Here is a 13,770-nt window from a genome sequence, read left to right as displayed (position 1 = left end):
AGCGGATTTCTATATATAATTTATAGTTAATTATATTTCAATCGTATTCAGCTTACTGTTTTTTCTACTGTACGTAAAGTAAATAATCAATCCTATTAATAACCAGATGGTAAAGTAGATCCAATTCCAGACGCTTAATTCAGCCATCATATACAGACAACAGATAAGACCTAATAACGGAATTAAAGACAAGTTTTTTCTAAAGGCCCAAACTGCTAATCCAACTAAAACTACTAAAAATATCCACATTGGGATTTTGTGTTTGAATAAGCTGAATCCTGATTCGTATTTTAGAGAATCACTGACTGGCAATCCTTTTACAACGGCAGCATATTTAGCATCATCGTCTTGATACTGGCTTAATAAATGCTCTAAATCTGCGGTTTGTGCAGTTTTATTATGAAGATCGATACTTTCTAAATAATTGAAAACTTTGGTTGATTCTTCTTTATTTAATGATGTGATAATTGTCGTTGCGTCATAAGTCTGCTCTTCATTATTAATAAAAGCCATTGTTGCTTTAGTATTGAAATTGAAAGCATAATACAGTCCGACAATCATAAAAACTGGCAAAATATATTTTGAATTCACGTAAGGTGTTTTGAATTTTCCTCTCGGGATATCTTTTTTATCCTGTAAAACCAAAACTCCGGCGCAAACCAAGACAAAGGCAAATAAAGTTCCGATACTGCATAAATCTGTTACCATTGTCAAATTCAAAAACAAAGCTGGAACTGCCACCACAAAACCTGTTACAACAGTAGCAAATGATGGTGTTTTGAATTTTGGGTGCACGGTAGAAAATTTCTTTGGCAATAAACCATCACGGCTCATACTCATCCAGATACGGGGCTGACCCATCTGGAAAACCAACAAAACGCTTGCCATTGCAACTACAGCACTTACGGCTATAATTCCGGACATCCATTTTAAGTTTAATTTATCGAAAACAAACGCCAGAGGATCTCCAACATTTAGTTCGTCATAATTTACCATTCCGGTCAGAACCAAGGCTATGGCGATATATAATATAGTACAAATGATAATCGCCCACATCATTCCGCGTGGTAGATCACGTTGTGGATTTTTACATTCTTCGGCAGTTGTCGAGATTGCATCAAAACCAATATAAGCAAAGAAAACAGCCGAAACTCCTTTTAAAACTCCACTAACCCCATTTGGTGCAAACGGATCCCAATTTGCTGTATCTACATAAAATACACCCACTGCAATTACTAAAAGCACTACGCAAAGTTTTACTACAACCATTAAGTTACTGGCATTACGGGACTCTTTCATTCCTCTGTAAACCAACGCTGTAATCAAAATAATGATAAACAATGCCGGTAAATCAGCAACAAAATGGAAAGATCCAATCGTTGGTGATGTTGTCCAGGCCGTATAAGCTTCCTGTAATCCCCTGCCTAAATTCTCATATGATTTTCCGCCCTGCATTAAAGCCGTGGCATCTTTAAATCCGTTTGAAGCCGTTAGATAATCCATCTGGATCCATTGCGGGAGATGAATTCCGCCACTCTGGAGCAGTCCTGTAAAATAATCACTCCACGATATGGCAACGGTTATATTTCCTACAGCATATTCCATGATTAAAGCCCAACCAATTATCCAGGCAACTATTTCTCCAAAAGCTACATAAGAGTACGTATAAGCACTTCCTGAAACCGGAACCATTGAGGCAAATTCGGCGTAAGCAAAAGCAGCAAAACTACAGGCTAAAGCAGTAAATAAAAACAAGAAAATTACCGCCGGTCCACCATCAGCACTGGCTTTTCCGATGGTACTAAAAATTCCTGCTCCCACAATTGCAGCAATTCCAAACGCAGTTAAATCTCTCGTGGTTAAATGTTTTCCTAATGCATTATGACCATCTGCTTCGTTTTTTGCAACTTGCTTCAGAATATCTTGTACCGTTTTTTTACGGAATAAACCTGATAATGCCATATATGGTTTTGCTTTTAAATTAATTTAAATCGGTGTTTGCTGTTTTATTTTGCAAATAATGCAAAAATTATCCTGATTTCAAATATATAAAACCATTTTGTTTTCTCTTTAGTTATTCTGATAAAATTAAATTTAAACAACATAATTAAGGATTTTTCTTTATAACTTAATTTATCTGAATAACCTCAAAGCTAAAATACCGGATCCTTAATTCGAAATCAGGACTAATCCTTAATAATATAAATTTTAAACCTTATTTTTGATGTTCTAAATGTATAAAAAATGGCAAATAACGATTCTAAAAAATATAAATTAGGAATGATTGGATTAGGCACAATGGGCCGAAACCTTTTATTGAATATGGCAGACAAAGGTTTTTCTGTTACAGGGTATGATAAAGACCAAAAAATGATTACGAAACTTGAAGAGGAAGGTAAGAATCATAACTTGGAAGGATTTGATAATATCGAAAACTTTATTGACAGTCTGCAAACACCCCGCACGCTAATTTTATTAGTGCCTGCCGGACCAATTGTTGATAGTGTTATAGCTGAACTTAAACCGCTTTTGAGCAAAGGCGATATCATTATCGATAGTGGGAACTCTCATTTTAGCGATACGAACCGAAGAGTTGCAGAACTAGAAAATGATGGTTTACATTTCTTTGGTATGGGTATTTCCGGTGGTGAAGAAGGTGCGCGATTTGGTCCTAGTATGATGCCTGGCGGAGACAAAAATGCCTACAATGTCATGAAAGATATTTTTGAAGCCATTGCTGCAAAAGTAAACAACGATCCGTGTGTAACTTATATTGGTCCTGGTGCATCCGGACATTTTGTAAAAATGGTGCATAATGGAATTGAATATGCTATCATGCAGCTTCTTGCCGAAACGTACGGAATTCTTAAAAATGGTTTGGGATACTCGAATCAGGAAATTCACAATGTATTTAAGAAATGGAATGAAGGAAGGCTTCAATCTTTTTTATTAGAAATTACAACAGATATTTTCCCTGTTAAAGATACCGAAACACCAAACGACCTTCTGGACATGATAAAAGATGAAGCGAGATCAAAAGGTACTGGAAAATGGACTTCAGAGGTTTCGATGGAACTGCAATTGCCTGTCCCTACCATTAATGAAGCTGTTACCAATCGTGATTTATCTAAATACAAGGCACTGAGAGTTTCTCTGGAAGATGTTTTTGGCAAAAAAGATTCTAAAATTGATATTTCGCTTGAGGATCTTGAAAATGCATTCTATTTTTCGATGATTTCTGCTTATGCACAAGGTTTGCATTTGCTTGTACAAGCTTCTAAAGAATACAAGTACGAATTGAAATTAAACGAAATTGCTAAAATTTGGCGTGGAGGATGTATCATTAGAGCCAAATTCTTAGAAAATATTTATCAGGCTTATGATAAAAACAACACATTAGAACATTTGTTTGGAGATGCCGGTATTCAGGAAATCATCAAATCTACTTTGGCAGGTACTCGCAAAACAGTTGCTGCTTGTGTAACTTCTGGTGTTGGTATTCCTGCTTTTGCTTCGACTCTTACTTATTTTGACACTATTACAAGTGCCCGAATGCCTTCGAACTTAATTCAGGCACAGAGAGATTTCTTTGGAGCTCATACTTTTGAACGCATTGATAAAGAAGGTGTTTTTCATGCGAAATGGAATTAACCAGCATCAATGTTTTAATACACGAATCACAATATAAATATGAAAACTAAAGCCAAGTTAAACCCCACTATTTTTGTAATTTTTGGAGGAACAGGTGATTTAAATAAAAGAAAATTAGCGCCGGCACTTTATAATTTGTTTATCGAAGGTTATATGCCTGATCAATTTGCTATCATTGGCACAGGGAGAACAGAATATACTGATCAAGGCTATAAAGATGCACTGGAAGACGCTGTTTGCGCATTTTCGCGCACCGGAAAAGTCAAGGAAAAATGGGATCGTTTTGGTAATACCTTACATTATTGTGCAACGGATTTTGATCAGCCTCAAACTTTTGAAAATTTAAAAGCCTGTATCGAAAAATACCAACAGGAATATGGAGAAGATACACAGGTAATTTTTTACTTAGCTGTAGCACCTAGTTTTTTTCCTGTAATTGCCGAAAGCTTAAAAAAATACAAATTAACTGAAGACGAAGATAATAGCCGAATTATAATCGAAAAGCCTTTTGGCTACGATTTAGAAACTGCAAAAGATTTAAACTCGCTGTTAAGCAGCATTTTTACTGAAAAGCAAATCTATCGTATCGATCACTATTTAGGAAAAGAAACAGTGCAAAACATGATGGCCTTCCGTTTTGCAAATGCTATGTTTGAGCCTTTATGGAACAGGCAATATATTGATCATGTCCAAATTTCGGTAACGGAACAATTGGGCGTACAAGATCGCGGTGGCTATTATGAAGGAGCCGGAGCATTAAGAGACATGATTCAAAATCACCTTTTGCAATTGCTTTGTTTAGTTGGAATGGAAGCTCCTATAAGTTTTGATGCGACTGAAATTAGAAATCGTAAAGTAGAAGTTCTAAAAGCTGTTCGTCCGTTTTCTCAGGAAGACATTCGTTTTAACACCGTAAGAGGACAATATAGCAAAGGTTGGGTCGAGGGCAAAGAAGTACTTGGATATCGCCAGGAAAAAAGTGTTGACCCGGAATCTAATACAGAAACTTTTGCAGCGGCTAAATTTCATATCGACAACTGGAGATGGCAAGGCGTTCCTTTCTATTTAAGAACAGGAAAACGTTTAAACCAAACTTCGTCTTTAATCACTATTCAATTTAAGGACGTACCTCATCAGATTTTTTCCGGAAGCGCGACCGAAAACTGGCAGCAAAACCGATTAATAATCAGTATTCAGCCAGAGATGAGTATTCGAATGCAAGTATTGGCTAAAAGACCGGGGCTGAATATGGTCCTAAATCCTGTAGACATGATTTTTGATTATAAAGGCACTTATAAAAATGACAGTCCGGAAGCTTACGAAACATTGCTGCTAGATGCCATAATGGGCGATCAAACGTTATTTATGCGTGGCGATCAGGTAGAAGCTGCCTGGGAATTGGTGATGCCAATCCTGAACTCGTGGGAAGGCAAAAAATCGATTAACTTCCCTAATTATCAAGCTGACAGCTGGGGACCTGAAAAAGCTGAAGCATTGATTGCCAGAGATGGTTTTCATTGGTTTAATCTACCATTAAAAGAAAAAGAATAATACAAACGTAATTGAACGAAGTACAAATCAATTAAAAAATTATTTGTGCTTCGTTATTACTTATTTAGAATAAAAAACATGAACTTACGTATATACAAAACAACCGAAGAATTAACGCTGGATTTAGCCAATTACATTATTGAGATTGCACAAACAGCAATAGAAAAAAACGACCGTTTTAATTTTGTGCTTACCGGAGGAAATTCACCTAAAGCACTTTATACTTTTCTAGCTACTGAATACAGAAACAAAATCGACTGGAACAAGGTATTTTTCTTTTTTGGCGACGAACGTACTGTTCCTGCAAACGATGAAAACTATAACGGCTTAATGGCTAAAAGATCTTTTTTTGATATCTTAGAAACATCCGAAAATCATATTTTTTATGTCAATACTACTTTAGATCCTGAAGCCGCAGCCGCTGATTATAAAAGCAGAATCGACAAACATTTTGACAACAATGATCTTGTTTTTGATTTAATTCTTTTAGGCATGGGAGATGATGCACACACAGCTTCTATTTTCCCGCATACTACTTTGGTTGCTGATACAGAAGCTACTGTAGCATCAGTATTTGTAGAAAAATTAAATACACATCGTATTAGCTTAACAGCTCCGTTAATCAATAAAGCGCTAAATGTGGCATTTTTAGTTTTTGGAGCAAACAAAGCCGAAGCACTAAAACACGTAATTAAAGACGAGCAAAAAGAGGTGAACAACTACCCTTCTCAATTGATACAGCCTATCGACGGAAAATTGACCTGGTTTGTTGATGAAGCAGCTTCCAGCTTGCTATAAGGCGAGGTATCTCACAGAGATTCCCGGAGAGCTTTTTTGCCCACGGATTTTACGGACAAAACAGATTGACGCCGGTTTCTTTTTAATCTTTGTCAAAAAAAATCTGATAAATCTGCGAGAGAAAAAATTAGCCATAGATTCTTTTAATAAAAATTTCTCGCAGATTTAAAAAGATTTAAGCAGATAAGCGCAGATTATTTAATAAAAATCTAAAATTAAATCTGCTATAATCTGCTCCCGATAGCTATCGGGACTGCGCGCAACAAAATCATTTTAATATTAATAGTCTTTGGCTGAACATTTCTTTACTTAGATTTTTTTGCCACAAATTTCACAAATTAGCACAAATTATTTCTCACGCTCCCTATAGCTATCGGGACTGCGTGAAAGAATCTTTTTAATGAGTGGCTAAAACTTAAGATAAAACATAAAAATCCGCGCTTATCCGCGTTTTCACGTAGTGAATCCGTATCATCTGTGGGCATACTATCTCAACGCAAGCAATTCCTTAAAATGCTTACCGGATGCTGTGCTTCCCTACTCGTTCCGTCAAAAATTTGATGGCGGCAGCTCGTTCCTGCGGCGGCGATTTTTACGTTTTCGGCAGTAGCACGGACTTTAGGGAATAAGGCATCCTCTCCCATTTGCATACTTACCTGATAATGTTCTTTTTCGTAGCCAAATGATCCTGCCATTCCGCAACAGCCCGAATTATAGATAGTAACCGTATTATTCGTTGGCAAATTCAGCATTGCGAAAGTCGCTTCTACCGAACTCAACGATTTCTGATGGCAATGCCCGTGAATTTTGATTTCCTTCTTTTCTTCTGAAAAAGAATCAGGTTTGATCTTACCGTCTATAATTTCTTTTTTAAAGAATTCTTCGATCGTAAAAGCACTTTGTGCTACTTTCTGAGCGCTTTCTTTATCATCTGCCAAACGTAAATATTCGTCCCTAAAAGTCAAAATTGCCGATGGTTCTATACCTATCAAAGGTGCTTTCGCAGAAATTAAATCCTTGAAAATATTGACATTGATATTCGCGATCTTCTTTGCTTCTTCCAGAAATCCTTTCGACAAATAGGTTCTTCCGCTTTCTTCGTGATTTACAACCAGAACTTCGTAACCCAATTTGGTTAATAATTCGAAAGCATCGATTCCGATATTGACATCGTAATAATTCGTAAATTCATCATTAAACAAATACACTTGTCCGTTCGGGAAATTATTTTGTTGTGGCTTATGGTTTTCATACCATTTTTTAAACGTCTTTTTGGCTAGCAACGGAACTTGTCTTTCCGGTGCAATTCCCATACTTTTCTTCACCAGGGATTGATTCGAAATAAAATTCGTAATCGACGGAAACAAACTTCCCATTTTATTCAGTTTTGCATTGTGTGCAAAAATCTTATTTCGGGTCGAAAATCCGTTTGCTTTTTGATATTGGTATAAAAATTCTGCTTTTAAGGTTGCAACATCCACATTACTAGGACATTCACTTGCGCAAGCTTTACAGCTCACACACAACTCAAAAACTTCGTATAACTCCTTCTGATCGAATTTGTTTTCTTTCTCAGAATACGTTAAATATTCACGCAACGCATTCGCTCTCGCACGCGTTGTTTCTTTTTCGTTTTTTGTCGCACGATAACTCGGACACATTGATCCTCCTGCCGATGGTAATTTTCTGCAATCTCCTGATCCGTTACATTTTTCGGCAGCACGCAAAATCCCTAAACTGTCTGAGAAATCCTGAAACGTCTTTATATCCGGTTCTGTCCTGCCTGAAATCACACGATGGTTTTCGTCCATCTTTAAAGCGTTGACAATCTTCCCGATATTCAAAACCGAATTCGGATCAAACGTCAATTTGATTCTTTTCAGCAACTCATAATTGGTTTCGCCAATCATAAACGGAATAAATTCTCCGCGCACAATTCCGTCGCCGTGTTCACCGCTTAGCGAACCTCTGTATTTCTTTACCAAAATGGCCACATCGGTCGCAATGGTTCTAAAGAGTTTTAAATCTGATGTTTTCTTTAAATTCAAAACCGGACGCAAGTGCAGTTCTCCCGCTCCGGCATGTGCGTAATAAATAGCGTCTTGTCCGTGGCGTAGCATCATGGCCGAAAACTCTGCAATATAAGCAGGTAAATCACTCAATTGAACTGCCGTATCCTCAATAGAATCAGCTGCTTTGTCATCGCCAACAATACTTCCTAAAAGTCCGAGACCGGCTTTTCTAAGTTCGTTTACTTTATCAATATCAGCACCGTATATTTTTACGAGCGCGTAACCAAAGTTATTTTTTTCTAAATCGGCCACTAAAGCATTTGCTTGATTTTCGGCATCTGCCGCATCATGTGAAGCGACTTCAAACATCATAATCGCTTTAGGTTCTCCAACCAGAAAAAATCTGTTTTTAATGTGTTCGCGACTTGTTTTTGTACAATCTAAAATTGTATCGTCGATCATTTCGCAAGTATACAAATGATGTTTCATTGCTACTACGACAGATTCCAGCGATTCCTGAATACTATGATAATGCGCCACGACCATAATATTATTCGCTGGCGGTAAATCATCAACTTTTAAAGTAATTTCGGTTGTAAAAACCAGCGTTCCCTCGCTTCCGCAAAGTAATTTCCCTACGTTTATTGTGGGTTCAGTTCCGCCAAACAAATCCGATTTTAATAGAATATCAACGGCATAACCTGTATTTCGTCTGTGAATTTCCGGTTTTGGAAACTCCTTGATAATTTCGTCCTGCGTTGCTTTTTTCGAAAGTTCCTCATAAAGACTTTTATATATTTTATTTTCTAAAGTATCTCCTTTGGTTTTTGCAATAAATTCCGCCGAAGTCAACTCGTTAAAAACCACCTGAGAACCATCGCTTAAAAGTCCTTTGATTTCGACAATTTTATCGCGCGTCACACCATAACGAATCGAAGTCGTTCCCGAAGAATTATTGCCCACCATTCCGCCAATCATACAACGGTTTGTGGTTGAAGTGTTAGGTCCGAAAAAAACGCCATGTGGTTTCAGAAATAAATTCAGTTCATCACGAATTACACCGGGCTGAACTGTAACCGTTTTTTTAATGGGGTCGAAATTCAGGATTTTGGTAAAGTTTTTCGAAACATCGACCACAATTCCGTCACCAACCGTTTGTCCGGCAAGTGAAGTTCCTGCCGTTCTGGGCGTAATCGAAATATGATGCTGCGCCGCAAACCGAATCACTTTACTGATATCTTCGATAGTTTTAGGAACAGAAACCGCTTTTGGTCGAATTCTGTACACCGAAGCATCGGTCGAATAAAGCGTTTTATGAAGATCATCGTATAAAAGTGTTCCTTCTAATGACGTTGCTAATTGTTCTAACTCCTTATTTATTGACATTATCGCTGAATTTATGGCTTTTCTTTCAGTTACAAAAATAGTTATTTTTTAAGGTTCAGAGGTGCAAAGTGCCAAAGGTTCAGAGATTTTCTTTTCTTTGGCTTTCCTGAGTTCTAATTTAGAATTTACACACCCAATTGTCAACCTGAGCGATTCCGAGGCATCGGGAAAAGGCTTATGAAAACTGAATTTCAGCACGTAAAATGGGAATTTGTTTTTTCATTAAAATTTTAATTCGAAGCTATTCCTGCTATCCGTTTCAATCTTTTGCTTTTTAAAGGAAAAAGCAAAAGGATTTCCACTTTTATCAAGGCTAGGCATTTGGTTTTATCAGAAGATTTATTGGAATCGACAGATTCAGTCTGTGCTATTTTAACAGTATTTTTCTTCTTTTAACTTTTTAGACATCTGTTTTTTATTATATTTGCCGTTCTTAAACTTCACATTGAGAATTAAATAAATTTGCCCTTGCGGTATGATGGTATATTGTAATCAACAATAATGTTCTTAAAGACATATAACATCTTATTTACATGGGTTTTACATTCAAAAAAATATCAAGTTATGAGTACAAAAAACCTTTCGAAAGAAGCCGAATTCAGGCTTATGTCTTTTTTCAACAACACCATCGCGCCAGATCAAATGGCGAAAGCACTAAGGCAGGTAAATTTTAGTTATTTACATTTCACTAAAAATGATTTTATTTTGATAGGGTTAGAAAATAGAAATTTTAATATGAATGGGAACTATCTTTAGTTATCTTCTAATTAAGATGGATCAAAATCAACTAATAGGTTTCTGGCTTTTTTATAATAGCTTCTATGACGCAAGAGTTTTTGCAGATTTTGATAGTGATGGTGAATTAGATTATTTAGATTAGGGTGTCAGAAAAATAAGATAAGTTTTTATAATATCGAAAAAGATTCATTAAAAGAGAGTACGAATAAACTTATATTTGTTTTACCAACTAAAGGACAGACTGAATATGAAGATACTCATGGTATAAGTAATGAATGGTATTCTATAGTTGACAAAAGTAGATCAAACTGGTTTTTTAAATTTTGATCACAATAAATCGTTATCCGAAATAATAAAATTTGATGATAGCACAAAGAAAAGCATGAGAGAAATTAAGAATGAACAGAACAAAAAAAAATGAGTTGATAAATTGCTTAGATCTTTTGAAGTCTGGTAAAACTATTCATAAAAAACAGAGATAAAATAAAAAAAACATTAACATTAAAACAAATGAATAATTTAAAAAATAATACAACTCTTGCTATTTGCTCATTAGTAATTATCATTGTTATGAATGCTTGCTCTTCAAAGTATATTAAACTTGTAAGTCCAGATACAAAAACTGAGTTCGGTATTACTCTAACCTCACCTTCAAGAGGTGTTTTTTTTGTAGAAAATCAGAAAATTCCAGCTTCAAAAAACAAAATTGAAATCCATACGAAAGTAGCAAACTCTCTTTACAATAATTATGGCCCAGCAACTGATAATAGATTCATAGGAAGAACAAATGCCCGACAATTAAAATTTGTAACTAACAATAAAACCTATCTAATAGATATTACAAAGCTTCAGAAAAGAACAGCAATGGTTATTTTTGATGGAAAAAATAAACCTATTATAAAATACAATAGTAAAAGATACAATGCCAGCATCGAAAAGTATTTCATTGGTAAATCCAAATAAAACAAGGAAAACATTTAAATTTCACATAAACACACGCACTATATTAGCTTACAATTTTTAAATATTTATTGAAATAAAATGGCAACAGACGGAATAAAAATAATTGACGGAGACTTAGCACGAGATACCTACGAGCAAATAATGGATTTATATGATAGTGATGCAAGTACTGAAACCATTAAAAAAGAAATTCCTTTTATTAAAGAAGATTACGGAAAGGAAACCGATTTTTATCACGAAATATTTGTGACTTCTTACGCACTTGCATTTTGGGAAATTGGAGAAATGACAGAAGATATTATTGAAGAAGTAAAACGAGTGATTGAATTAAAAGCCGGCGTTAAAGTATGGACAGAGGAATGTGATACAAACGAAGGTAAAAAAAGACAAAAAGAACTTGATAAACTTATAAAGAAGATTAGTCAACCCAATTTGAAAATTAGGAAAAGAAAAAAATACAGATTAATTAAAAACCTTTATTTTCAACCTGACGACTTATTAACGTTTCAACTTTCAGACCAAAATTATTATGCCATAATCTGTGCAAAAATAACGCAACATAGAGGACAATGCACGTATGATTTAGTTGCTACAACCTATAAAGGAAAAAATAAACCAACTGTTGAGGATTTGAAATCTTGCTTTATTGCAGGACAGAAAATTGGATCTGGTTATGACTGGAAAACAACTTTACTACAACAGCCAAACGTTGATGAAATTTGGGAATATGTGAATCGAGACAATTTTTTCTTCGGACTTTCTTATAGTTTGGTTACTCATAGAGATATGATTTCGTTCAAAGATAAGTTTGAAATTGTTGGTAAACTCAAAATAAAAGAGAGTTTTAAAAGAGATGCTGGATACGGATACGAATCTTCTTTTGATCGATTTGAAAAAATTTTTATAGACCTTGACAATCATATTACCATATTCAGAGAACAAAAATATCCCGTGTCTTTACTTTGTGAATTTTGATTTTTATAAATTACCCTACTCCTTCCCCCAAATCCTGGTATTCAAATCCAGCTCATGAACAATATCATGCATAAACTGAACAATCGAAAGATCATCTGTAAGTAAATCAGGAACTAAAAGCGAAGTATGAATAGGCGCTTCGAAGTAATTAGTGCTTAACGGGAAAGCGATATACATTTTTGAACTTATAAACGAGATCGAAATTGTTTCCTTGGATTTGTTGTTTAGGTTCAGAATTCTTTCCATCATGGCGGGCGTTAAGATATATCTTGCCTCGATTTGATTTCTCGAATACGTAACAAACTGATTATCAAAATCGGAATTTTCTAACTGTACAATTTCGGTATTTCCAAAACTAAAAACATTTTTAGAGAACCATGCGCCAACCGTATTCCCAAAACTTTTTGGACGAACGACTGTAGAAACCGTAAAATTTTTATTAAAATCAGCTACAAAAATAATTCCTTTAAAGATGTTATGCCATTCCGTGCGTGTTCCATTTTTGGTTTGTGTTTCGGTTTTATATTCGGCATGCACTTCGGCAAATGAGAAAGAAGTTTTATCGACAGTTCCGGTTATTAAATCCTGCGTTTTATAGCGATCCGGTTCTGTTGTAAAAAGATCCGAATTTATAAATTCATTTTCAGGAAGTCCGCTTTGAGGTATAAAAGTGAGGCTTTCGTTGATGTTTTTTAATGCCGTTGCCACAACATTCGTTTTATAAGAGACTTTGTATTTTCGCGCATCACCATCGATCTGAAAAAGCATTACAATCCCAACAATTATAGGAATCAAACTTAATATAAAAGCAACACTAGCAGCTCCCACAAGTAGGCCGCCCACGATAAGTACTACCGCAATCCCAAATACAGTATAACAAACAGTATAAGTCGACGCGATTTTTTTTCTGTCGACCTCTAATGTATTCAAAATCTCTTGTAAGGCTGGATTATTAGTGATTTCTGAATCCATTAATTATTAAAAAGTTCTTTTGCACTAATATTTTTACGTTCTTCTTCTGCCGTTGCCAAAACTTGAATTGGAGTATAACTCAGCATTCCTGCAAATAAATTGCCTGGAAACATCATAATAGCGTTATTAAAATCTGTAACTACAGCATTGTAAGTTCTTCTGGCTGCCGCAATTTGTTCTTCGCTTTCTGTCCAGGTCGTTTGCAAATTAGTAAAGCTTGAGTTCGCCTTTAGATCGGGATAATTCTCAACATTTACCATTAAACCTCTTACAGTAGTACTCAATTCACCATCAAGACTGGCTTTTTCTGTATCGCTAATCGCTCCGGAAGTTGCTTTGGCACGAAGCTCCACAATTTTAGTCAATGTACTTTGTTCGTAATTGGTATATTGTTTTACAATTTCAACCAAATTCGGGATTAGATCAAAACGTTTTTTCAGCATTACATCGATTGCCGAAAAAGCATTCGTTACCTGATTTCTTTTTCCGATAAGTGAATTGTAATAAAATATCCACAAAAATATAAAGATGATAATAATTGGTAATATGACAAACATGAATTTAGTTTTATTAGTTTGGTCAAATATAAATAAAAACGAAATAATACTACGTTTAATTTTGTAAACTAAATCTTACTTTTAAGGAATCTATAAATTTTCCTGAAACAAGAGCTGAAATTTACAACCTTAAGTTTTGGAAACCACGAAATTACCTTAAAAAAATA

General features: G+C 35.2%; 11 protein-coding genes. 7 read left to right on the top strand and 4 right to left on the bottom strand.

All coding sequences use genetic code 11. The features are described 5' to 3' along the window. Window positions 1–30: 30 nt before the first annotated feature. Complete coding sequence (locus QLQ94_RS11065; protein WP_482499770.1) at window positions 31–1,962, bottom strand: amino acid permease; 1,932 nt, start codon at window positions 1,960–1,962, stop codon at window positions 31–33. Window positions 1,963–2,244: 282 nt separating this feature from the next. Here QLQ94_RS11065 and gndA point away from each other — a divergent pair, with 282 nt between their 5' ends. From gndA to pgl, 3 genes are all read left to right on the top strand, one after another. Beyond that, complete coding sequence (gene gndA / locus QLQ94_RS11060; RefSeq protein ID WP_482499768.1) at window positions 2,245–3,651, top strand: NADP-dependent phosphogluconate dehydrogenase; 1,407 nt, start codon at window positions 2,245–2,247, stop codon at window positions 3,649–3,651. A gap of 39 nt (window positions 3,652–3,690) precedes the next feature. Then, a complete protein-coding gene (gene zwf, locus QLQ94_RS11055; protein WP_427401883.1) occupies window positions 3,691–5,202 on the top strand; it encodes a glucose-6-phosphate dehydrogenase in 1,512 nt (503 codons plus the stop codon). A gap of 78 nt (window positions 5,203–5,280) precedes the next feature. Then, complete coding sequence (gene pgl, locus QLQ94_RS11050; protein WP_271335496.1) at window positions 5,281–6,000, top strand: 6-phosphogluconolactonase; 720 nt, start codon at window positions 5,281–5,283, stop codon at window positions 5,998–6,000. 491 nt (window positions 6,001–6,491) lie between these two features. Here pgl and QLQ94_RS11045 read toward each other — a convergent pair whose 3' ends face one another. Then, a complete protein-coding gene (locus QLQ94_RS11045; protein ID WP_427401882.1) occupies window positions 6,492–9,398 on the bottom strand; it encodes an FAD-binding and (Fe-S)-binding domain-containing protein in 2,907 nt (968 codons plus the stop codon). Window positions 9,399–9,931: 533 nt separating this feature from the next. Between QLQ94_RS11045 and QLQ94_RS11040 the strand changes: the two genes are divergently transcribed. The 4 genes from QLQ94_RS11040 to QLQ94_RS11025 all read left to right on the top strand — a co-directional run bounded on the left by QLQ94_RS11040 (window position 9,932) and on the right by QLQ94_RS11025 (window position 12,074). Next, a complete protein-coding gene (locus QLQ94_RS11040; protein WP_427401881.1) occupies window positions 9,932–10,072 on the top strand; it encodes a hypothetical protein in 141 nt (46 codons plus the stop codon). 65 nt (window positions 10,073–10,137) lie between these two features. Next, window positions 10,138–10,278 (top strand): hypothetical protein, encoded by a 141-nt coding sequence (locus QLQ94_RS11035; protein ID WP_427401880.1) that lies wholly within the window; start codon window positions 10,138–10,140, stop codon window positions 10,276–10,278. Window positions 10,279–10,646: 368 nt separating this feature from the next. Next, complete coding sequence (locus QLQ94_RS11030) at window positions 10,647–11,099, top strand: hypothetical protein (protein ID WP_427401879.1); 453 nt, start codon at window positions 10,647–10,649, stop codon at window positions 11,097–11,099. A gap of 78 nt (window positions 11,100–11,177) precedes the next feature. Continuing rightward, on the top strand, window positions 11,178–12,074 hold the full coding sequence (locus QLQ94_RS11025) for a hypothetical protein (RefSeq protein ID WP_482499765.1): 897 nt from the start codon (window positions 11,178–11,180) through the stop codon (window positions 12,072–12,074). 15 nt (window positions 12,075–12,089) lie between these two features. On the opposite strand, the gene QLQ94_RS11020 is transcribed toward QLQ94_RS11025, so the two are convergent. Both QLQ94_RS11020 and QLQ94_RS11015 read right to left on the bottom strand, forming a co-directional pair. Further along, a complete protein-coding gene (locus QLQ94_RS11020; RefSeq protein WP_271335503.1) occupies window positions 12,090–13,046 on the bottom strand; it encodes a DUF3137 domain-containing protein in 957 nt (318 codons plus the stop codon). After that, on the bottom strand, window positions 13,046–13,603 hold the full coding sequence (locus tag QLQ94_RS11015) for a LemA family protein (protein ID WP_482499762.1): 558 nt from the start codon (window positions 13,601–13,603) through the stop codon (window positions 13,046–13,048). The genes QLQ94_RS11020 and QLQ94_RS11015 overlap by 1 nt, the downstream gene beginning before the upstream one ends. Window positions 13,604–13,770: the final 167 nt, after the last annotated feature.

This window comes from Flavobacterium sp. B114r (assembly GCF_056824125.1).
This window is presented reverse-complemented; position numbering and strand designations above follow the sequence as displayed.

Excerpts from the sequence above, each read along its gene's own strand:
- zwf (WP_427401883.1), top strand. The coding sequence starts at position 3,691 with ATGAAAACTAAAGCCAAGTTAAACCCCACTATTTTTGTAATTTTTGGA.
- gndA (WP_482499768.1), top strand. The coding sequence starts at position 2,245 with ATGGCAAATAACGATTCTAAAAAATATAAATTAGGAATGATTGGATTA.
- QLQ94_RS11045 (WP_427401882.1), bottom strand. The coding sequence starts at position 9,398 with ATGTCAATAAATAAGGAGTTAGAACAATTAGCAACGTCATTAGAAGGA.
- QLQ94_RS11030 (WP_427401879.1), top strand. The coding sequence starts at position 10,647 with ATGAATAATTTAAAAAATAATACAACTCTTGCTATTTGCTCATTAGTA.
- QLQ94_RS11040 (WP_427401881.1), top strand. The coding sequence starts at position 9,932 with ATGGGTTTTACATTCAAAAAAATATCAAGTTATGAGTACAAAAAACCT.
- QLQ94_RS11065 (WP_482499770.1), bottom strand. The coding sequence starts at position 1,962 with ATGGCATTATCAGGTTTATTCCGTAAAAAAACGGTACAAGATATTCTG.
- QLQ94_RS11035 (WP_427401880.1), top strand. The coding sequence starts at position 10,138 with ATGGGAACTATCTTTAGTTATCTTCTAATTAAGATGGATCAAAATCAA.
- QLQ94_RS11015 (WP_482499762.1), bottom strand. The coding sequence starts at position 13,603 with ATGTTTGTCATATTACCAATTATTATCATCTTTATATTTTTGTGGATA.
- pgl (WP_271335496.1), top strand. The coding sequence starts at position 5,281 with ATGAACTTACGTATATACAAAACAACCGAAGAATTAACGCTGGATTTA.
- QLQ94_RS11020 (WP_271335503.1), bottom strand. The coding sequence starts at position 13,046 with ATGGATTCAGAAATCACTAATAATCCAGCCTTACAAGAGATTTTGAAT.
- QLQ94_RS11025 (WP_482499765.1), top strand. The coding sequence starts at position 11,178 with ATGGCAACAGACGGAATAAAAATAATTGACGGAGACTTAGCACGAGAT.